The organism is Deinococcus gobiensis I-0 (genome assembly GCF_000252445.1).
Classification (GTDB): Bacteria; Deinococcota; Deinococci; order Deinococcales; family Deinococcaceae; genus Deinococcus; species Deinococcus gobiensis.
Genome location: NC_017791.1, coordinates 395,854 through 414,635 on the forward strand (window position 1 = coordinate 395,854; position 18,782 = coordinate 414,635).

At 53.2% G+C, this 18,782-nt stretch carries 24 protein-coding genes; 14 read left to right on the top strand and 10 right to left on the bottom strand.

Features of this window, described 5'->3' with window-relative positions:
• Positions 1-63: 63 nt before the first annotated feature.
• The 3 genes from DGO_RS18980 to DGO_RS22290 form a co-directional block, all read right to left on the bottom strand.
• Positions 64-687, bottom strand: coding sequence for a hypothetical protein (locus DGO_RS18980; RefSeq protein WP_014686851.1), 624 nt, complete (start codon positions 685-687; stop codon positions 64-66).
• A 63-nt stretch (positions 688-750) separates the two neighbouring features.
• Positions 751-960 (bottom strand): hypothetical protein, encoded by a 210-nt coding sequence (locus DGO_RS22285; protein ID WP_014686852.1) that lies wholly within the window; start codon positions 958-960, stop codon positions 751-753.
• On the bottom strand, positions 957-1,199 hold the full coding sequence (locus tag DGO_RS22290; RefSeq protein WP_014686853.1) for a helix-turn-helix transcriptional regulator: 243 nt from the start codon (positions 1,197-1,199) through the stop codon (positions 957-959). The genes DGO_RS22285 and DGO_RS22290 overlap by 4 nt, the downstream gene beginning before the upstream one ends.
• A gap of 139 nt (positions 1,200-1,338) precedes the next feature.
• On the opposite strand from DGO_RS22290, the gene DGO_RS22295 reads away from it, so the two are divergent.
• The 6 genes from DGO_RS22295 (at position 1,339) to DGO_RS18985 (ending at position 7,917) form a co-directional block, all read left to right on the top strand.
• Positions 1,339-1,851, top strand: coding sequence for a helix-turn-helix domain-containing protein (locus DGO_RS22295; RefSeq protein ID WP_014686854.1), 513 nt, complete (start codon positions 1,339-1,341; stop codon positions 1,849-1,851).
• A 133-nt stretch (positions 1,852-1,984) separates the two neighbouring features.
• Complete coding sequence (locus DGO_RS22300; RefSeq protein WP_014686855.1) at positions 1,985-3,424, top strand: Eco57I restriction-modification methylase domain-containing protein; 1,440 nt, start codon at positions 1,985-1,987, stop codon at positions 3,422-3,424.
• Positions 3,425-3,435: 11 nt separating this feature from the next.
• Positions 3,436-5,688 carry an ATP-binding protein gene (locus DGO_RS22305; protein ID WP_014686856.1) on the top strand — a complete coding sequence of 751 codons (2,253 nt, stop codon included), beginning with the start codon at positions 3,436-3,438 and terminating at the stop codon, positions 5,686-5,688.
• Positions 5,685-6,332: a response regulator gene (locus DGO_RS22310; RefSeq protein ID WP_014686857.1), complete on the top strand. Its 648-nt coding sequence runs from the start codon at positions 5,685-5,687 to the stop codon at positions 6,330-6,332. The genes DGO_RS22305 and DGO_RS22310 overlap by 4 nt, the downstream gene beginning before the upstream one ends.
• Positions 6,332-6,952 carry an HNH endonuclease gene (locus tag DGO_RS22315; RefSeq protein ID WP_014686858.1) on the top strand — a complete coding sequence of 207 codons (621 nt, stop codon included), beginning with the start codon at positions 6,332-6,334 and terminating at the stop codon, positions 6,950-6,952. The genes DGO_RS22310 and DGO_RS22315 overlap by 1 nt, the downstream gene beginning before the upstream one ends.
• Positions 6,953-7,206: 254 nt before the next feature.
• Positions 7,207-7,917: a hypothetical protein gene (locus DGO_RS18985; RefSeq protein WP_014686859.1), complete on the top strand. Its 711-nt coding sequence runs from the start codon at positions 7,207-7,209 to the stop codon at positions 7,915-7,917.
• A 124-nt stretch (positions 7,918-8,041) separates the two neighbouring features.
• Here DGO_RS18985 and DGO_RS18990 read toward each other — a convergent pair whose 3' ends face one another.
• From DGO_RS18990 to DGO_RS24955, 3 genes are all read right to left on the bottom strand, one after another.
• A complete protein-coding gene (locus DGO_RS18990; RefSeq protein ID WP_014686860.1) occupies positions 8,042-8,524 on the bottom strand; it encodes a GNAT family N-acetyltransferase in 483 nt (160 codons plus the stop codon).
• A 75-nt stretch (positions 8,525-8,599) separates the two neighbouring features.
• A complete protein-coding gene (locus DGO_RS18995; RefSeq protein WP_226991554.1) occupies positions 8,600-9,172 on the bottom strand; it encodes a hypothetical protein in 573 nt (190 codons plus the stop codon).
• 29 nt (positions 9,173-9,201) lie between these two features.
• Positions 9,202-9,381, bottom strand: coding sequence for a MerR family DNA-binding transcriptional regulator (locus DGO_RS24955; RefSeq protein WP_043804761.1), 180 nt, complete (start codon positions 9,379-9,381; stop codon positions 9,202-9,204).
• 175 nt (positions 9,382-9,556) lie between these two features.
• On the opposite strand from DGO_RS24955, the gene DGO_RS19005 reads away from it, so the two are divergent.
• The gene (locus DGO_RS19005) at positions 9,557-10,066 is read left to right on the top strand and encodes a hypothetical protein (protein WP_014686862.1); all 510 of its coding nucleotides are present in this window, start codon (positions 9,557-9,559) and stop codon (positions 10,064-10,066) included.
• Between the two features lie 32 nt (positions 10,067-10,098).
• On the opposite strand, the gene DGO_RS22320 is transcribed toward DGO_RS19005, so the two are convergent.
• On the bottom strand, positions 10,099-10,599 hold the full coding sequence (locus DGO_RS22320) for a DUF6756 family protein (RefSeq protein WP_014686863.1): 501 nt from the start codon (positions 10,597-10,599) through the stop codon (positions 10,099-10,101).
• Between the two features lie 100 nt (positions 10,600-10,699).
• Positions 10,700-11,182 carry a hypothetical protein gene (locus DGO_RS22325; protein WP_145975525.1) on the bottom strand — a complete coding sequence of 161 codons (483 nt, stop codon included), beginning with the start codon at positions 11,180-11,182 and terminating at the stop codon, positions 10,700-10,702.
• A 229-nt stretch (positions 11,183-11,411) separates the two neighbouring features.
• Between DGO_RS22325 and DGO_RS23965 the strand changes: the two genes are divergently transcribed.
• The 3 genes from DGO_RS23965 (at position 11,412) to DGO_RS21410 (ending at position 13,752) form a co-directional block, all read left to right on the top strand.
• On the top strand, positions 11,412-11,552 hold the full coding sequence (locus tag DGO_RS23965; protein WP_014686865.1) for a hypothetical protein: 141 nt from the start codon (positions 11,412-11,414) through the stop codon (positions 11,550-11,552).
• Between the two features lie 145 nt (positions 11,553-11,697).
• On the top strand, positions 11,698-12,738 hold the full coding sequence (locus DGO_RS22330; RefSeq protein ID WP_014686866.1) for a S1 family peptidase: 1,041 nt from the start codon (positions 11,698-11,700) through the stop codon (positions 12,736-12,738).
• A gap of 345 nt (positions 12,739-13,083) precedes the next feature.
• Complete coding sequence (locus tag DGO_RS21410; RefSeq protein WP_145975526.1) at positions 13,084-13,752, top strand: hypothetical protein; 669 nt, start codon at positions 13,084-13,086, stop codon at positions 13,750-13,752.
• Between the two features lie 26 nt (positions 13,753-13,778).
• On the opposite strand, the gene DGO_RS19020 is transcribed toward DGO_RS21410, so the two are convergent.
• Both DGO_RS19020 and DGO_RS19025 read right to left on the bottom strand, forming a co-directional pair.
• Positions 13,779-14,168: a hypothetical protein gene (locus DGO_RS19020; protein WP_043804767.1), complete on the bottom strand. Its 390-nt coding sequence runs from the start codon at positions 14,166-14,168 to the stop codon at positions 13,779-13,781.
• Between the two features lie 407 nt (positions 14,169-14,575).
• Entirely contained in the window at positions 14,576-14,914 is a 339-nt protein-coding gene (locus tag DGO_RS19025; protein WP_014686870.1) for a hypothetical protein, read from the bottom strand.
• Between the two features lie 144 nt (positions 14,915-15,058).
• On the opposite strand from DGO_RS19025, the gene DGO_RS19030 reads away from it, so the two are divergent.
• From DGO_RS19030 to DGO_RS19045, 4 genes are all read left to right on the top strand, one after another.
• Complete coding sequence (locus DGO_RS19030; RefSeq protein ID WP_043804769.1) at positions 15,059-15,505, top strand: hypothetical protein; 447 nt, start codon at positions 15,059-15,061, stop codon at positions 15,503-15,505.
• A 105-nt stretch (positions 15,506-15,610) separates the two neighbouring features.
• Positions 15,611-17,104 (top strand): recombinase family protein, encoded by a 1,494-nt coding sequence (locus tag DGO_RS19035; protein ID WP_014686872.1) that lies wholly within the window; start codon positions 15,611-15,613, stop codon positions 17,102-17,104.
• 87 nt (positions 17,105-17,191) lie between these two features.
• Positions 17,192-18,208: a hypothetical protein gene (locus DGO_RS19040; RefSeq protein ID WP_014686873.1), complete on the top strand. Its 1,017-nt coding sequence runs from the start codon at positions 17,192-17,194 to the stop codon at positions 18,206-18,208.
• Between the two features lie 138 nt (positions 18,209-18,346).
• Positions 18,347-18,745, top strand: a complete 399-nt coding sequence (locus DGO_RS19045) for a hypothetical protein (protein WP_145975527.1) — start codon at positions 18,347-18,349, stop codon at positions 18,743-18,745.
• Positions 18,746-18,782 lie beyond the last annotated feature (37 nt).

An 18,782-nucleotide genomic window follows, 5' to 3' on the forward strand; every position in this document is an offset into this window, starting at 1 on the left:
CCAGCACCACCAGGAGCAGAAGCACCTGCCGCCCGGTACCAGAGCGTGGGGAACGGTCCGGCGTCACTGGGCCACCAGCCAGTCCGTCTCCGGGGCCAGTGCCGTGAGTGCGGCCATGTAGCGCGTCTCCGTGCCCTGCTCGGCATAGAGGCGTTCGCACGCGGCCCAGTCCCCGCGCTCCCTGGCCTGTACCTCCTGCGCGTGCAGCCCAGTCAGGCGGTCATAGGCTGCTTCGAAGGCTGCGACGTTTTCTTCCAGGGGCATGTCGGGATGTGGGGCAGGCCGCCAGGTCGCAGTGGCCTGTGGGGTAGGGGAGAGCTCGGGCTGGGTGGTGGGGGTGATGGGCGTCTCTTTGGCGAAGCGGCCCCCTTTCCGGCGCTGGCCTCGGGCCTGCTCGACGCGGCGGCGGCTCTCGTGGGCGCTCATGCTGTTCGTGACCCGCACGTCGGCCGCGAGGACACGCATACTCCCCGGCTCACGCGGCTGCGCCTGCGCGGCGTGCCAGGTGTCGATCAGCTCCTCACCGTGTGCGATGTCGCGGCAGTAGCGCCTGAGGCCAGTGACGAAGTAGGAGCACACCAGGCGGCGGCTGACGTCGGAGAGGTAGATCTCGAAGCCCCGGTAGTGGTGGGTGTCGCCGGGTTGGAGGTGCAGGGGGCTGGACACGGGCGGCTGTTCCTGTAACATGCGGGTACTCCTTTTGCCCCTCTGCCTCATGCCCTGGAAAGCACGCAGAGGGGCGGGTTCTTTTCAGGCCGGGCGTTTCGCTTCGGCCTGCGCTGCACGCGAACTGGGGACGCTGTTCATGACGAGGCGACGGGCAGCGGCCAGCACCTTCTCGTCCGGTACTTCTGGGTGGTGGTGCCGGATGACGAGTGGGGCTTCTGCGCGTGCTTTCCGGCGCTTCTTGCCCTGGTCAGACGCCATTGGGACGATGTCTTGTTCACTGGGCTGGGTCATGCAGGTACCTTCTTTTCAGATGAACTACTTACTGCATACTCTATATCTGTAAGCGAAAAATTTAGGACCTTGCTCAGCTTGAGAAGGGTCGGCAGGTCTGGCAGGGCTTCGCCCCTCTCCAACGTGCTGACATACCCTTGCCTGCGAGCGTCATCAAACGCCTCCTCTGCCACCTGAACTTGAGTTTTCCCGCTCGCCCTACGGCGTTCACGAAGAAAATTGGCGATGGCTGCTTGCATGGATCAAGAATATATGCCTGAGCATATATTGTCAATATACGCCATACGCTATTCCAACCTGGGAACCAACTGCATACCATCTCCCGTATATACGGGCGTGAGTATGTCTCTTGTTTTGCCCGGAAGGACGCTGCTACCTATGACCCTTCCCCCAGAAAGTCCTGACCCCCGCAATGCAGGGAAAATCCTGAAAGCGGCTCGGAAGGCGCTTGGGCTGACGCAAGGACAAGTGATAGAGGCAGTTGGTATTCCAAACCAAAGCTACCTCTCAGCCCTTGAAAATGGCCGTTACAACGTGGCGAACAGTGAATACTTTCCTGCGCTAGCACAGCTTTTGCGGCTATCCATAGACCAGGTTCGTGAGATCAACCCCTCCGCTGTCATCACGCTCGCTCCTGAGCCTCCCGCTCGCCGCCCCGGCCCGCCCGTTTCGGTCGCTCCCGTGGTGCCCTTCCGTGAAACGCGCATTACGATCCCGCGTGAGCTGCAGGAGATGGTCGAGAAGCACGGAGACGCTTACCCAGTTCTGAAGACGGAACAGATGCAGCGGATGTTGGCTGCCCCACGCAACTTCGGGGGGGCAGAGGTCGGACCTCAGACATCTGAGGACTGGTTTGATTACTGGATGGCAAATAAGAGGTTTTTAACGTGAATTATGCCATGGTCTTTTGAAGAAGTAATTAGGGTTACAAGGCATTTAGAAATGCATATGAACGCTATGGAGGAAAAGTGAAAATTTTATATATGGCATCAGATTCTTTTTATAACGTTAATAGACTATATTTATGAGTATAATTCCATTCAGCTCTGAAGCATATATAACTGATGGTCTTTCGCCATCAGAGTTTATTGAGAAGGTTTCGCAGATCTATCTAAATTATCGTAGCTATAGTGATAGGTCTAAAATAGGCCAATTCTTTACAAATTTGAATCTTGCAAAAGACATCGCCAACAGAGTTGAGATATCAAGTAAATCTAAGGAAATTTCTATAATTGATTTGGGTTCCGGAACAGGGATGCTCTCCGGTTGTGCTTTAGAATTTATAATAAATAATTATGAATTTGACGTAATTAATCTAGATTTAGTTGAGATTGATAATAACGTACTGCCTCTTCTTGAAATTGTAGTTGATTTCTTATCACTCTGGTGTGCTAGTAGAAATGTTTATCTTAACTCAAAAATTATTACTTTAGATATTATTGGATCATCTCCAGTAGAAAATCTATTCTATCCTCTGCAAATTGAGTCTTACGATCTTGTTATATCTAATCCTCCCTATTTTAAAATTGGAGGAAAATCTCGTGTATCATCGTACTACAAAAATATTATTAACGGTCAAGCAAACGCATATACCTTGTTTATGTATCTAGGAATTAATTTGATGAAACAGGGAGGATCGGCAATATTTATTACTCCGCAAAGTTATTTTAATGGAGATAGCTTTAAGAAGTTGAGAGAGCATCTAATAAGTAATACTAAAATAGTCTCATTGCTAGTTTCTCAATCTAGATATACGCAGTTTTTGGAAGAGAAGGTAATGCAAAAAATATGTATAACTTCTCTCGTCAAATCCAACGAAGATAGAAAGGTTCTATTCAATTCTATTAATTCCCTAGCAGTTGATCTAGAGATTGATCAAAACAATTTAATTAAGGATGATATTATATATACCCCTTTGATTGATTCTGAAAATCATATCCTCAATAAAGTTATGTCTTATGGTAAGAGGCTGAAAGACTTTGGTCTAGGCGTCTCAACTGGATCTATCGTACCACATGAGACGCCTCAATTATTATCAGAAGATGCAGACCAGATACCATTGATATGGCTTAAGCATGTTAAAGATGGAGAAATAAAGTGGCCTATAGAGGGATTCAAGAGAAAGCAGTATATAATTTCGAGTAGTCCTAATAAAAAGATTATGAAAAAAGATATGTATATCCTACTTCGTAGATGTGCCTTCTCAGAAACTCGTAAACATTTATATTGCAGCGTTTTCGAAGGATTCGAGAAATATGAAACCTTTTCTCTCGAAAATCATGTGAACTACATTTATTTTTTGGATAAAAATATAAACCTCGAGCATAAAAAGGTAATACTTAATGCAGTATACGATTATCTTATTAGTGATGAAGCCTCTGTATTTTTCAAAAGTAGATGTAATAACACACAGATAAACGTTACTGATATTCGTAGTCTACCTTTTCCTGATCTGAAAATATAAGGATAAATTAGATGCCAGAAATTAGCTTTAAGGTTTCGTCTAGAACTATGCGTATGATTGGTAGACAGAATGTCTCTAGTCAATTCGTGGCTATTAATGAACTAGTTAAAAATGCATATGATGCAGACTCGCCTAATGTGACTATAGATTTCACAGAAGGAACTCTAAATGGAAGAGGGCAAATAATTATTTCTGATTCAGGATCAGGAATGGATTTGGAGACTATTGTAAATAAGTGGCTAACTATTGGTACTGACAATAAAGAGAGAGAGCCTATGAGTCCTAATGGTAGGGTTCGAACTGGTGCTAAAGGTATAGGACGATTTGCTCTTGATCGTCTGGGAGAAGTTTCTACTATAGAGACGTTTTATGATCCTGATTCATCTGGTATTCAACTATCCATTGATTGGAGAAAATATAACGATTCTACAGAAGGCTTTGAAGGAATCAAGCATAGCTACGAGTATATTGACAATCATTTAAAGATAACTGGCACAAAAATTATCATAGATAATCTTAGAGATACATGGAACCAAGAAGATATGCAGGAATTATACGAGGATCTTTCTTTTCTGATACCTCCGCTCCAGCCGGAGCATATGCAATTCGATATGGAGATTACATCTGGAGATTTTCCAGAGATAAATGGTAAGATAGAACCAGCAACGCACGATAACGCAGAGATTCTTTTGGAGTCTACGGTCAGTCAATCTGGTGAAATTACTCATGAACTACACCATAAAAGTGGTTTAAGTGTTACTAGTGTATTGCAATGGCGTAACCTTTTCGATCCCCCATTACTGTTTGATATAGGTCCTTCTTGCGGGACTGCTAAGGTTAGCTTAAGAATATTTATAGGACCAGAGGGGCGCAAGCTCTCGACTGTCAATGTAAGAGATACCGCTTTTAGAAAATACTTAAAGTCTTTCAGAGGTATTAGAATTTACAGAGATGGTTTTTTGGTCAAACCTTACGGACTGAAAAATAATGACTGGTTAGGTCTAGCTCCTAGAAAAATTAGACAGAATCAGGGCGTAATACAAGCCGGCTTAGGTGATTATAGACTATCAAACCATCAGATTATTGGTAAAGTTGATATATCGAGATTGTATAATCCTCTACTCGAAGATCGAACAAATAGAGAAGGTCTGATAGATAACAACGCTTTTAAGGATCTCCGTAAATATCTGATGGAATGCATTGGATTTGTTGAGATGCAAAGGCAGATTATAGAAGCCTCTAAAATTGATAGCGAAGAAGAGGATAATCCTCGTGATGTTATAGAAAAAGCTAAAAAACGCTCTAGAAAAACAAAAAACCATACTACCAGTAATTCTAAGACCACGAAGGCAAATGACAATGGAACAGACAAACCTAAATCGGATGTCGACCCATCAACCTCAGAATCATCGGATCCTCTCAAGGATACTCAAAGCTTTCCTACGGGAAACAGCAATGCCGACAATAATAATATAGAAGATGCTTCAGAGCTAAATTCTCAGTTAGATAAAGTTATTGAAGCATCCGAAAGGTTGATTAATGAAAATGACATGCTCAGGACACTTTCTACCATTGGCATTTCTGCTGTAACGCTATCCCATGAATTGAAAGCTGATATATTAAATCTAAATATAGCTAGAAAAATAATAATTATGGAAATTAGTAAAACAAATTTTGAAGTTGATATGCTTAATAAGCAAACCGATTCAATATATCATAGTGTAGGTAGAATGTCGGCTTGGACAGAATTAATCCTAAGACGTACGCAAGTAAGTCGTAGAAAGATGGCTAATGATTTTATTAGTAATACTATTAACGATATAATGCAAAACTTTATAAATTCTTCAGCTGGACAGAACATTACTATAAATTATCAGGAAATTGGCGAGGCAAGGAAGATAAAATTTAGGCCTATAGACTTAGAGTCTTTAATAGTCAATCTCCTATCAAATGCTATAAAATCTCTGAAAAAATCTTCTAATCAGCCTAAATTTATCAATATTATAGTGGACTATTCTACAGATGTTATTATACGAGTAGAGGATTCAGGATTAGGAATAAGACGCTATGGTAACTTATTAAATAGTGAGGAAATGAAAACTATTTTTTTACCTTTAACTTCATATTCAGAAGAAGACGGAACGGGTATGGGACTATCAATAGTTAAGTCTATATGCGATGATAACAAATGGTCAATAGAGGCCGTTGCAGAGAATGAGTATTCAGGAGCAACATTTATTACAACTATAAGGGAGATTGAATGAATAAAATAAGATTCGCAGTTATTGACGATAGTTACGATGAAGCAGGGGACATTATATATATCCTTAACAATTATGCTGATAAATATGATATATCCTTTAGATTGTATGTTCCTAACACGAATGAAGACCTCTCTAGTATACTTAAAGAAGTAGAATCTTTACAATATAATGGTATAATAATAGATCAAAGACTTGGTGAGTATTCTCATATAACTTCGGGAGGAATCGAGATCGCTCAAAAGGTAAGGAATATAGATAAGGCCTTGCCAATATTTATATTAACTAAATATATAGGTGACGAATCATTAATCTCACTGGGTTTCTCAATAGATGATGCTATTGAAAAAAACCAAATAATCGAACACCCAGAAGCCTTTTTAGGAAGATTAATGAGATCCGCTGGAAGATATATTGCTCACAATAAAAATATTTCAGACGAAATGAATAAACTCATAGAATACAGTTATTCTAGAGAGTTAACAGAAGAGGAGAATAAGAGACTCATAGAGATAAAAATGACCTTCACGCCTTACAGTGTTATAGAGGGAGCTATTAACCAAGAGAGCGAAATAGACAAATCAATTGACGCCAAAATGGATGCCGCCATAGAACTTTTGAATAGAATACAAAACGGAAATAAATAATGCTACATGTGAGAAAATGTGATAAAAAGTATCAGAACTATGGAAGTTTCAAGAAATACATAAGAGTAGATTTTAGATACCGCTGTGTCTACTGCCATAGACATGAGGGAGCCTTTAACAGCTATAGGGAGTTTCAGATAGATCATATTAGGCCGAAGAGTATACCAAGATTTGAACATTTAGAGAATGAATATTCGAATTTGGTTTACTCGTGCCCGCATTGCAATAATACAAAAAGAGCTGAGTGGCCTTCGGATAATCCCGTTGAAGACGGCAGAGGCTGGATTGATCCCTGCGAATATGACTTTGATGATCATTATCAAATTAAATTTGACGGCAGCAATTTAGTTATAAAACACACCACTCCATTAGGAAACTGGCTAATTCATAGCTTAGGTTTGAAGCAAGCGGCAAGAATTAAAAATATATCTAAATGGTACAGAGAAACATATAAGCTAAGAAAGCTAGTTTTAGGATTTCACCGTCAAAGTAAAAGAGAAGATATATTAGAGGAGGACAGACAGGCCTGTCTTGCCCAAAGAGATGATATGCTAGCAATTTTAAAAGATTTATTTACTCCAGAGCCATACGAGTCATTTAAAATTCCTGAAGCACTATAGAAGTATCATGATAAATAAGATTAGAAACCAAGTTTATTAGTATCTGTGATTAGTGACGAAGGCAGATTAGGGCTACAGCAAGATCCTGATTGCGCAATTGTAAAAGCTCCTCCATGGGCCTGATCCACATGTCCGTCTACGCGCTCACCGCGTTCTGACTGCGCTACAACACTTTCCCACCACCACGGCCTCCAGTTCTCACCTTTGGTGCCGAGTGCGGCTGCGCAGCATTTGCCGGCGCGCTAGCCTGGGACATGACGTCTCCTGTGTCCCTGCACTTTGAGCCGCCCGAACCCTCTGGGGACCGCGACTGGCCCCCCTACGTCCGCCTCACCTACGGCAGGTACGAGTCGCATTACACGGGCGGCAAGGACTTTGAAGAGTCGCCTTACCCGATGCTGTGGGTAGGATGGCTCATCCGTTACGCGCACCACATGGTGAGCCTGCTGCACGATGGCCTGGACCGGCTCTCGGACGAAGCTGTGCTCGCGGCGGCTACCCTCAAGGACCTTGCTGAGGACCTGGGGGTCAAGAACGATACGGATGAAGCGACCATGCTGCTGCTTGAGGCCCAGGAGCAGTTGCTCGCCCGCATGCGTGCTTGCCACCTGCCGACACATCCAGATGTGTACAGTGCGGCGGACGCGGCGACCGTACTGGACCGTTGGGAACCGGAGCTCCAGACGGTAAAGACCCACACGGCGCATATCCTGCAGATGTACCTGGACGATGTTCGAGGTGTATTGAAACGCCTGAAGGTAGAGCACGTGCGGCGTAGCCCAGCGGTGGACGTGCAGACGCCAGAGGAGGTCCAGGCGGCCACGATCACGCAACTGCGGGCGCTCCTTGCCCAGCTGGAGGCGGGGGCGTTCGCCGTGCGGGAGGTGCGCACCACGCAGCGCGGCTGGCTGGAGGAGATCGTCATCCAGGGCCGGCATACTCCTGTGGAGCGCACCGAATCCTAGAGGACGCCATGGCGATAGACGAAGGGCGGAGTGGCTTTGCCCTCCGCCTGTTTGGGGAACTCGACGCTCCAGAACGGCTCGTTTGCGGCTCTGGAGCGTCGAGTGCAGTTTTGTTCCTGGGACGTCAATGGATGGGCTTCAGCTCCCGTTGCATCGTGATACTCACAGGTTCGAAGCCCAGACCTTCGTAGAGCGCCCGAGCCGGGTGGTTGTGCCCGAACACATGCAGTTGTACGGCCGTCGCGCCCCGCTCTGCCGCATGCTGCTCGAGCAGCCAGAACGCCTCCCGGGCGTACCCCCGCCGCCGATGCTCCGCCCCAACCTCGATCTCGTAGACGAAGGCGATCTTCTGCCCGCCTCGTTGCATCAGCTTGTACCACAGCACGCCGACGTCCTGATGCCGGTCCGCGTCATGGAGATCGAAGCAGAAATTGTGCGGCGTCGCTGAGCCCTCTGGAAGGAGCGTCTGAAAGTCTGCCGCTGAGCGCTCCTGCGCCTCCTCAGCAGTCCAGCGGCCACTTCGGACGTTCTCCGCGGCGTAAGTGGCCACCGAACGCTGAAGAAATCGTTGGAAGCTTTCTGGGGTCATGGGATGGAGACTCAGCATGAGGAGATCGTAGACCCCGGAGAGGATGGGCAGAGCAGGCCAAGCCCCCGACCCTTGCGCCGTCGATGACGGCCATCAGTTCTTGATCTGCCAGGCCAAGCGCCGATTGGGGATGCTCCTGTATGAGAGCTGCCGTCCATTGACCTGGGTCCACTCCACCAGATTCCATCCCCGGTCGTAGTCGAGGTCAAATTTTTCCTGTACGCCTTCACAGTTCTGGGTGCCATGAACGCTTGTGGCGAAGGTGGAGTACACATACTGGTCATTCCACACCGTGCCTCCAGAGACTTGGCGCGTCGTTGCGCTTCCCGTTGGGCGTCCCTGGGTCCAGGTGCGCAGCCAGTCGTGCGGCAAGGTCGCGAAGGCCGCCCGGAGATCACTCTGGTGCACCTCGCCCTCGCAGAGGGGTGAGCCATAGTTCGTTCCGTCGGGGGCCAGGGAGGCGGGAAGAGGAAGCTTGAATGTGCCGTCCGCCAGGACAGCGACGGGTGTCTGCGGCAGGAAGACCACGGGCGTGAAGCTGATGGCGTCCGGCCAGGGACCATCGCCGCGCAACTGCCCGTCTATGACGGGAACGGCGGGAAGGGGGGCTGGACCACAGGCCGTGATCAGGAGCGTCGGGAGGATGAGCCAGGGGAACCGATTCATGGTCTGAACCTGGCGGAAGGGAGATGACGTCACGGTGACAAGAGGCTGTGGACTGGGCGAGCCTGCCCGAGCTGGTCTGGGGTGTAGGCCCGGTAGCCAGTCTTGGCATCCACAGTGGCTGGCAGCAGAATCCCCTGCTGGTGCCAGTGCCGCAGGGCATGGGGGCTGACGCCGCTTCGCTGGGCGAACTCGCTGATGGAGAGGTCCACGCCCTCAGCCTCAACCTTCGTGTAGCCCGAAGGTCAAGGTGCGGTCTCGCAGGAGTTGCCAGCGCGGTAGCCTGCGACAAGATCTCCCGTATCCCTCCACTTCAAGCCGCCCGAACCCCCGGAAACCGCAACTGGCCCCCGCAATCTCACCGACCGCGCAACAGGTAGGAGCACGATGAAACACTTGCTATCCCTGATCCTTCTCTCCCTCCTCGCTGCTCCTGCCCAGGCGGCTGGTATCCCGATTAAGGCGCTCATCACCGGCAGTGGTGGGCAGGCCCGCCTCAGCGAGAACCTGTTCATCGTCAGCAAGCGCACGAGTGATGCCACGTACCTGGAGCTGGCCGTCGCGGTCGCCGACCAGACCTCGGGCGGCCGGATCTCCTCGTTGAGTCTCTTTGCTCTCAAGGACCGCCTGAAGCCCAGTGAGCTCGACCTGCTGGCCACGAACACCAATCGGATCGCCACGAGTTGCTTCAACATCAGTGCCGAGCGCCTGGACGGCATCTCCGCCTGGCTGAAGCTGCTCGACCGTCAGGGGGTGCGGGAGGCGCAAGCGAACTTCGGACCGATGGGGGTGGTGTTCAAGCGGGGCCGGACGGATAACGGCCCCTATACCGCAGTGTCCATGCTCCGGACGGGGGAGCCGGGTGCGGCACCCTGGACGAAGTACTGCACGAACTGAAGAGGAGACCTAGCAGGACGTTGTCACTTCCTCTAAGCGCCCGAGTCTCTACTGGCTATTGGAGTGCTCTCTGCAGCCTGCAACCGCTTAATGATGCGAGAGCCAACCCCAATCAACACGTTGTGATGATTCTTGCAGAGCAACCATTCGTATTTCTTGTCCACGATGTAATACTCGAATGCAAACAGCTCTCCCAAGACGGCTTCAATGGTGCCGATACGTCCTTCGAACACCCAATAGTTTCCATCATGTTTCCGTCGCTCCCAATCTTCGGTCAGCAACCACACGCGCTCATCGGGTGGCAAGAGTCGTGGCAGCCAGCGGTAGCCTTCGGGTTTATCAAGGTAAATAGCGTAATGTTCTCCTTTGAAGCCTTCCCACAGCCACGGGTGATCTCGACCCTGTGCCCCATAGATGGTGAAGGTCTCAAGGATTCGGCTGAGGACGGCGCTGTAACGGATTGAGCGTACCGGGACCAGATCCTCTGGAGGGAGCTGGAGAGCATTCATGGCGGTGGCAATGTCAGCCCGCATGTCTCATACGGTAGACCATGCTGGAAGTAACAAAGTGCTGCTATTGATGACGTTGATTTGCATTCGATCTGCGGAAACCTCTTGCCGGGTCACCCTGGCCTTACCCTTCGTTGAGGAGGGCAATCTGGCTATAGGTCACGGTAACCTGCGCACCACAAAAACTGATCTGGAACCACCTGAAGGACTCTGTTTCCAATAGGCCCCCAAGGAGCACATTTTGGGCAAGGTCGAACTCCATGATTTCACGTATAGGCTCCTTCCTTGGGTCGAAGGGAACCATCCAGAGGACATCGGAAGTGCCTCCTTCTTCGGTAGGCGGGGGAATCTGTGCTTCGAGCGATGCCGCCTGCCACGCTTCTACGGTAATTCGAACATCTCTGTATTCCCGTTCTGGCCCTTCTGGACAGTGAATGAGATAGGCCCCTTCGAGATGGAGTTCGAACCGTCGTGCGTCTGGGTCGAAGCTCACACCAAGGAGTGGATGATCATGGGTAACACCCAGCGTGGTATAGGCTTCCGGCTGGAGAACAGGCAAAGGGTCAAGCCTCCTTGATGACGTGCCAAAGCACAGAGATGTGGGCACCAAGACAGTGTAGAACGTAGATAACATCGCTCATCTGTATGTTGATAAAGCATGGCCGTGTAGGCCAACACGGTGATCAATAGTGGCAGTGGTGCCGTGAAGTGTCTCTCGACACCAGGGCGCCTGAAGTTCACGGACGAGCTTTTCCTATGCCTGCCCCTCGGGTGAGACCGGCACCCATGACGCAACATCGCGCGACAGCGGCCGGGGTGCATGGTACGTCTGGGGAATGAAAAAGCTGCTCGCGTTCCTGGCCCTAACCCTTGCCCCCGCCTTCGCCCTGCAGGTCACCACCACGGAGAACCTCAACCTCCGCAGTGGAACTGAAGCCGCCCCAGTCCTGACGAGCAGTTCCACCCATTTGATCTGATGATGCGCCGGGAAGACGGTGATGTGGTGGCTTTTAGAGACGACGAAGACAGCCTGCGCGGTCTGACCGTGTCCCGAGATGCTCAACCAGCAGTGACAGCGTCTTCCTAGTTCCTCAACGGCGCCAACTCGTTTATAATTAGCCAATGAAAAAGTCTAGTAGTATCTATACTTCCGACGATCGAATTGCCGACACGCTTTTGGAATACTTCCGAATTGAAAACTCTATTGTAGATCCGAGCAAAGTATCTGAGCGAGACCAATCTAGAATTAAGAGGTTAGATGTGGAAGGACAAAGAAAAAGCTTAATTTTCAAAAACGTACTAGATTTTATAAGAGATAAAGCAGTATCTCCTATCGCAGACACTTTGAAATATGAGTATTTCTGTAAAAAGTTGGTTAGTGAGGGTTTATTAGTTCAGATGGGACAAAGTAATCTTAATCTATTTTCAGTAGGGGAATATTTAACTGAGTCGTATGAAGAAAGTATTGCTGAGTATGGTGGTTATACTCTACTGATAAATGGATTTAAATCTGTTAGAGATTACTGTATCAGGTCAGTTACACCTATTGAGACTTATACTGAATTGGAAGACAATGGTGAACATAAGGGCATTGGCACTGCTTTTTATATTGGCGACAACATGTTTGTCACAGCCAAACATGTTTTAAAGGATACTCAAAAATTTAGATTGCTTCTAGATGGTGAAATGCTTAATGTAACCAATATTACATTCAGTGATGATTTAAAACTTGATATAGCTTTGATATCGGTAGAAAGTCCTAAAGTATTATCATTGCCAGCTATAAGACTTGGAACAGGTATGGTACTTGATGATATTATAGCTATGGGATTTCCAAAAATAACTAGCGGAATTAGTGAAGTTGTTGTAACAACATCTGGAGAAATAGTTGCGGAAGATTATATTTATTCGGCTGGAAGGAGAATGCATATTATAAATGCTAAAGTCAAGGGCGGAAATAGTGGAGGCCCTATTTTAAACTCATTGGGACAAGCTGTCGGTATTGTCACAAATGATGAACTTGACGAGTATAATCAAGGCAATGTTTTTGGACTTGCGGTCCCTTCAGAAGAAATAACTAAAATATTAAATAGTACGGATAAAATTGTAAAACCAGTCAGATCTCACAATGGTTGGAGTAGTTTTAGAAAAGATAATATATAATTCGTCATCCTTGAGGTAATATCCCTACTACCTATTGGTACAGTGGCCTAACTATCTGATACTAAGTCTCAACTTCACAGCTCACAAAATCAGTCCTGGCCCGTACGTCTGCTCTGGACGAAGTACTGCACGGGCTGAGAGGGGAGGTCTCTTTTCCCGATCTGACATAGTGCGGCCATGTGGTGGTTGGGCGAGCAGCGTGGGTATCTCAGTGATTGGCTGACTCAGCAGTGGGTCAAGCGGACCGGGCGTTCCCTCGCTCCCTACCCTGAGCTCCTGGGTCCGGTGGGAACTCGCCGGCGCATCGGCTTCGATCAGCCTGAGCAGCTGGCCCAGACGCTCCACTTGACGCTCGACACCCCCCAGGCTGGTGGACTCCTTCAGGACACGGCAGCGCTGTTCCCCGGAGTCCATCCCAGGGTGGCGCACTTCTACGATCAGACCTCTCTCTACGATCTTCAGGTCTGGAGTGCGTGGCGTGGTCCCTTCCGTCCGTTCGGCTGGTTGCTGGGCCTGCTGTTCAGCCGCCGCTTGGAGCAGATGAACGTGCCGCTGGATGGTCTGGATACGGCCTGGGGCATGCGAAGCGAGGTGGCGTATCTGAAGGACCGCCTGGGACAGTTGCGCTACGCCGTCTGGCGCCGCGTACTGCGCCGTACGGGGCGGGTGCTATTCGTGGGGTATTACAGTGCCGTCCAGTTACCGGAGGGCGCGGGGGTGCGGATCGTCTTTCCGCTGCCGGGCGGCAATCTGACGGTGCTGATGAAGGCGGAGGTGGGGCCGGCGGGGCAGTTGTTCCTGCGTTCTCACGGTCGACAGTTCGGTGGGGCCGGGGCGTACTTCACTCTGGCCGGTCCACCGCACCCACAGGCCATCGGGCGCATGATCCCGTTGCACGAGGACATCGAGGTGTGGGCGGATGGCCCAGCTGATCTGCGTACCCGGCACGTACTGCGGCTGTGGCGGTGGACGTTTCTGGAATTGCATTACTTGATCCGGCGCGCAGAGCAGTAATTCTCTGTTGTCCTGCACCTGGAGGATCAGTTTGGAGCGGCGATAGCGGCCTGGCGCCGACGAATGGCGCCTTTCCACTCCCAGGTCAGCAGGCCCAGCAGCGGGAGATGGAGCATCAGCAAGCGGCCCAGCGCCCGGTCTGAGTCGCTGTTGCCCAGCAGAAAGGCGAATCCGATCAGGAGGAGATCCCCCGAGCCGGCGGCTGCCCCTGGTCGCCAGCCCAGACCCCAACAGATGGGAGGTGCCAATGTCAACGCCAGAAGAAAGAGGAGGACGAAGAACAGCAGGATGAGGATGAAGACGAGGCCGCCCAGGAACTCCCTCGCGTCTTCGCTTCCCAGCGCCAGACTGGTCAGCCCCGCGAGCAGAGGCGCGAGGCACACCAGGATGCCCAACACGCGGAGCCAAATCGGCATAGGGGGGAGGGGAATGCTGCGGGGCGCGGGCGTCATGCCACAGTGTCGCTCTTCACGCCGTCGGCTGACTACCACACCTACATCATCATGGGCGCGAGGTCTGGGAGCTGACAGCTGAAGACCAGGTCCACCGCATAACCCGGACGCGGCACAGTCCCGTCCCAGGTCCAGCCCCACGTCTGACGTACAGGTTTTCTGAAAGGCCGGAGCGCACCATTTAAGGAGGGCACTGAACGGCAACGCAACTCCACCTGAGTGGGCGTGAGCTGTTGCCCTTGGTGGTGCCGGTAAGCCCCCCAGAGCGTCAAGAGTCCCATGCAAACGATGCCCACCCACCGCAGCGTCGACCAGCCGGTTGCTTGGAGAAGGGTCACTGGACACTGACCTCTACTCGACCGGCCTGCCGCTCAGCTCTGGTCCCAGACATTGATCGTAATGGTCACTGTCGCCGGACAGGCCGCGATGTGCTCGTCATAGAGCGCGACTTGCCCACGGACCTCCGGCAGGCCGGCAGGGTTGCTGAGGAACGGCAGGACATCCCCCGCCTGCGCGACGTACCGGTCGGGATAGCCGCCAGAGCGGATCTGCTGAACCTTGCCCTCGGCAAGAAGTGGCTGTAGCCAGCGTACCCCCATGACCCCCGTCTCCCAGTACGCCAGCATGGCCGCCTGCATAGCTTCACGGCCCTGAATCTGGTCGACTTCTTCCGGCGCAAGTCGTATCACTGAAATCGTCCAACCTGACATGCCTCACTGTACAGAATCCACGAAGACTGCGGAGGAGATAACGTCAGAAAACTGAGAGTTTCACAATGATCCTGAATCTCTCACTCAATAATGTAGAGATCGTACAGCTTCTCTAGGATGTCAACTTCATGTTACAGTCAATTCATGGCTTACGAAAAATTGAGTGCACAAGTGGAACAGCTGACCAACCCCCAGCGGAGCGATGCGTTCTTCAAGCAGTTCCGCGACGCAGTTCGCGAAGGGAAAATTGAAGCGGCCGACCTCCCTGAGCGTTTCGAGCTGCCCAAGGAATATCGTCGTCGGGGAGCCGATGAGACGTACACGCGGACTGTCAAAGATATGGTCGTGGATGTGACGCCGGCCTACAAGAAGTGGTTCGACGGCGTCAATGAAGAGCTGAGCCAGAACACCCGTCGCGTGGCGGCACCGAAGGCCAGCCTGGAGTCGGTGGAGTCTGGCGACGTGGACTTCGCGGCGATGGTCGAGGAGACGCGGCGCAAGATGCAGGCCAGCTTCGCGAAGGGCCAGAGCCTGGGCAACGCGCGGAAGACTGCGGCCAAGCCGGCGGCCAAGCGGACCACCAAGAAGTAAGCCGTAGCGCTTCGGGAAGGCCCTCCAAGTTTGGGGGGCTTTTTTACGGGTTGCCCCCGCAACATCAGTCCTGGCCCGCACGTCTGCGGGCCACAATAGGTCATCATGCCAAACGCTTCCTTGCGCGCTGCGACCTACCGCCGAGTCTCGACCGAGGAGCAGGTCAGCAACCACAGCCTGGGCAATCAAGCGGACAAGCTGGCGGCCTTCGCGGAGCAGCAGGGGTACGCGGTCGTGCGGGACTACGTGGACCCTGGACATAGCGGAGCGACCCGCAAGCGCCCTGGCCTGGAGCAGCTGCTGCATGACGCCCGCCTCGGTCTCTTCGATACCGTGCTGATCTACCGCCTCGACCGCTTGGCGCGCAGCACCCATCTCGCTTACAGCGTCATCCAGGAACTGATGGACGTCGGCGTGGGCGTGCGATCGTCCAGCGAGCCGCAGATCGACAGCACTACTCCCATGGGGAAGGTCAGTCTGGGTGTCACCGCCATCTTCGCCGAGCTGGAACGCGACACCTTCATGCAGCGCTCCCAGGAAGGCCGCGAGAAGTCCCTCGCGGCCGGGATCTACAACGGGGGTAGCGTCTCCTACGGCTACGAAATCAAGGACCGACGCCTGGTCATCCAGCCCCAGGAGGCCGAGGTTGTGCGGATGATCTTCCAGTGGTATCTCGAGCACCGGTGGGCCACGGTGCGCATTGCGGAGGAACTGACGGCCCTGAACATCCCGACCCGCTTCCGGGGCGACGGGCGTTTATTCCGGGGCAAGGAGACACTCGGCTGCTGGCGAGGGGGCAGCATCTACCGGATGCTCAAGAGCCGGACGTATATCGGGGAGTTCCAGTACGGTCGGCGCACAGCGAGCGGGAAGAAGGATCCCGACCGCGTCATCAAGGTGGCGGTGCCGCCGATCGTCGACTTGGAGGTGTGGGAGGCGGCGCAGGAGATGATGGTGACGAATCGCGTCACGGCGCTGAGGAACGCCAAGAACATCTACATGCTCAAGGGTCTGATCCGTTGCGCCGCGTGCGGCCGCTCGTACCTGGGGGCAAAGACGAACGGCTGGGCTGGGTACCGGTGCTGCGGCCGGGTCGTGCCGGGGGCAGGTCCACGCCATCTGGCGTGTAAGAACACGCATGTGCCTGCCCGCATGGTGGAGGATCCGGTGTGGGAGCGGATCACAGCGATCCTGCTGGACCCGGGAGAGGTGTTGGGACAGCAGCCGTTGACCCTGATCCCTGCGGAGCTGCCTCTGGTAGAGAAGGCACTGGCGGACGCCCGCACGAGTCGGGAACGCTTGACGGATCTGTATCTCGACGCCAATGCGGGCCTGAGCAAGGAGGGCTACCTGAGCCGTCTGGCGGGCATCGACGCGCAGCTGGCAGGCTTGGAAGCGAGGGTGCTGGTGTTGCGAGATACGCAGGCGCAACGTCGGCAGCAGGAGCAGTCGGAGAAGCGGATCTATGACCTTTCGGCGCAGTACCGGGATCGGCTGGAGCATGCGGATGATCAGTTGCGGCAGACGCTGGCGCATCAGCTGGTCAAGCGCATCACCGTGCAGACGGACGGCAGTGTCGACATCGAGTGGGTGGTGTAGAGGTACGGTTCGCGCCGCTTCAGCTGCCGTGTACTCGGTCTCGTAAGGCTGGGCGAGAGCAGATTGAGTTTCAATTGCGCTGCTCGTGTGAATTCCTGTGAGTTCGAGGGCGTGGGGTTCTCGGGCGAGGACCTCGCGGTGATGTTCAGCCGGAACCCGGAGGCGACCCGTGCGGAGATCGCGCGCAAGAAGGAAGCGCGCGCACAGCAGGCGCGGGAGGCGAACATGCGCGCGGATCTGGGCATCATCCGGGAGTACCTGGACAACCTGCGGGAGCTGAGTCGCCGGCACGCGAAGTCGCTCACGCGGGAGAAGGGGCCGAGCACGCAGGACCGGGTGGGCATCGCGCACCTGACGCGGGTGGTGCGGGGCCTGCATACGCAGGTAGAGAAGTTGCGGGCGGCCGGGCACCCGATGGCGGCGATCACGCGGTTGACCCTGCCGGTGGTGTGGGCGGGGGGGCTGCCGCTCCATAAGGGCCTGACGCTGAGCCTGCAAGGACAGCAGGGCGTCGTGGTGGAGGCACTGGAGGGTCGTGGGGAGATCACGGTGACGGTGGGGACGAGTACGGGGTCGTGGGAGGTGGCGAAGTTGCTCGACGCGAAGGACGTGCAGCCGACGGTGGACGCGGCGGCGTTCGGGACGGAGGCCTTCGAGCGCCTGGCACCGAGTCTGCGCGAGGGCGTGCTGAGCGGGCTGTCGGACGGGGCGCAGGAAGAACTGCTGACGGGCGCACTGGGGGCCTTGCCGGTGGCAGCCGAAGTGCAGCCTGCACTGGTGGTGACGCCACTGGTGCCGATGGACGCGGTTGCGGTGGCGGAGACGGCCACGCCGGTGGTGAAGCTTTCGGCGCGCTTCGGGCTGAGCGTGGCCGCCCAGTTGCCCCAGGAGGCCGAGCAGGTGTTCGCGATCCAGGGCGACCATCTGGAGCCGGGCGCGGATGGGGACATGCTGCTGGCCCTGGTGCTGCGGCCGAACGGGGAGGTGCGGCAGGTAACGGTGGTGTTGCGAGACGAGGCGCGTCTGGCGCAGGCCCGGACGCTCATGTGCTCGGGCAGCACGCGCTTGCGCGAGCGGGTCATGCACCTGCTCAGCGCCGCTTGAGGCGAGTGGGGGAGGGGAGACCTTCCCCCGCCCTCGTTGTCGGGCGGTCCCATTCAGAAGGGCGTGTCAGTGGACCTAAAGACGGCCAGGGCAAATCTTCAGCTTCACGCCCGGCCGCCTGCGTATCGTGTCCTTACCATGCCAATGCGTGCGACACGAGCGGTCCTGTCCTTTGTGGGGTCCTGGATCAGGGACACGACCAGTCCCAAGTTCGTCTTTGCCGGTCAGATTGTCGCTTCGGACGACGACCTGTTCCGCAAGGGGACGCCGTTCGTCGTTCGCCATGATGTGCAGCCGTGTGCGGAGAGCCTGACGCCCGGCCTGGGGGCGTACCTGCTCGAAGTGGAGGGCCACTGCGTGCCGCTCACGAGTTTTCTGCCGGGCCTGGCGCAGGGGATCTCCCTGTCTGAAGGGCTGACGGTGCAGGGCGTGGAGCATCAATACGTGGCGACGGTGAATCCTGCGCTGTTCTGGACGCCGCCTGTGGTGCAGGTCGAGGAAGTGGTGTCGGGGTCCTGGGCCCTCGTCGCGGTCTGAGGCGTGGCCCCAGGCGTGCGCCGGGGCCAGAAACGGG

Excerpts from the sequence above, each read along its gene's own strand:
- DGO_RS18980 (WP_014686851.1), bottom strand. The coding sequence starts at position 687 with ATGTTACAGGAACAGCCGCCCGTGTCCAGCCCCCTGCACCTCCAACCC.
- DGO_RS22285 (WP_014686852.1), bottom strand. The coding sequence starts at position 960 with ATGACCCAGCCCAGTGAACAAGACATCGTCCCAATGGCGTCTGACCAG.
- DGO_RS22290 (WP_014686853.1), bottom strand. The coding sequence starts at position 1,199 with ATGCAAGCAGCCATCGCCAATTTTCTTCGTGAACGCCGTAGGGCGAGC.
- DGO_RS22295 (WP_014686854.1), top strand. The coding sequence starts at position 1,339 with ATGACCCTTCCCCCAGAAAGTCCTGACCCCCGCAATGCAGGGAAAATC.
- DGO_RS22300 (WP_014686855.1), top strand. The coding sequence starts at position 1,985 with ATGAGTATAATTCCATTCAGCTCTGAAGCATATATAACTGATGGTCTT.
- DGO_RS22305 (WP_014686856.1), top strand. The coding sequence starts at position 3,436 with ATGCCAGAAATTAGCTTTAAGGTTTCGTCTAGAACTATGCGTATGATT.
- DGO_RS22310 (WP_014686857.1), top strand. The coding sequence starts at position 5,685 with ATGAATAAAATAAGATTCGCAGTTATTGACGATAGTTACGATGAAGCA.
- DGO_RS22315 (WP_014686858.1), top strand. The coding sequence starts at position 6,332 with ATGCTACATGTGAGAAAATGTGATAAAAAGTATCAGAACTATGGAAGT.
- DGO_RS18985 (WP_014686859.1), top strand. The coding sequence starts at position 7,207 with ATGACGTCTCCTGTGTCCCTGCACTTTGAGCCGCCCGAACCCTCTGGG.
- DGO_RS18990 (WP_014686860.1), bottom strand. The coding sequence starts at position 8,524 with ATGCTGAGTCTCCATCCCATGACCCCAGAAAGCTTCCAACGATTTCTT.
- DGO_RS18995 (WP_226991554.1), bottom strand. The coding sequence starts at position 9,172 with ATGAATCGGTTCCCCTGGCTCATCCTCCCGACGCTCCTGATCACGGCC.
- DGO_RS19005 (WP_014686862.1), top strand. The coding sequence starts at position 9,557 with ATGAAACACTTGCTATCCCTGATCCTTCTCTCCCTCCTCGCTGCTCCT.
- DGO_RS22320 (WP_014686863.1), bottom strand. The coding sequence starts at position 10,599 with ATGCGGGCTGACATTGCCACCGCCATGAATGCTCTCCAGCTCCCTCCA.
- DGO_RS23965 (WP_014686865.1), top strand. The coding sequence starts at position 11,412 with ATGAAAAAGCTGCTCGCGTTCCTGGCCCTAACCCTTGCCCCCGCCTTC.
- DGO_RS22330 (WP_014686866.1), top strand. The coding sequence starts at position 11,698 with ATGAAAAAGTCTAGTAGTATCTATACTTCCGACGATCGAATTGCCGAC.
- DGO_RS19020 (WP_043804767.1), bottom strand. The coding sequence starts at position 14,168 with ATGCCGATTTGGCTCCGCGTGTTGGGCATCCTGGTGTGCCTCGCGCCT.
- DGO_RS19025 (WP_014686870.1), bottom strand. The coding sequence starts at position 14,914 with ATGTCAGGTTGGACGATTTCAGTGATACGACTTGCGCCGGAAGAAGTC.
- DGO_RS19030 (WP_043804769.1), top strand. The coding sequence starts at position 15,059 with ATGGCTTACGAAAAATTGAGTGCACAAGTGGAACAGCTGACCAACCCC.
- DGO_RS19035 (WP_014686872.1), top strand. The coding sequence starts at position 15,611 with ATGCCAAACGCTTCCTTGCGCGCTGCGACCTACCGCCGAGTCTCGACC.
- DGO_RS19045 (WP_145975527.1), top strand. The coding sequence starts at position 18,347 with ATGCCAATGCGTGCGACACGAGCGGTCCTGTCCTTTGTGGGGTCCTGG.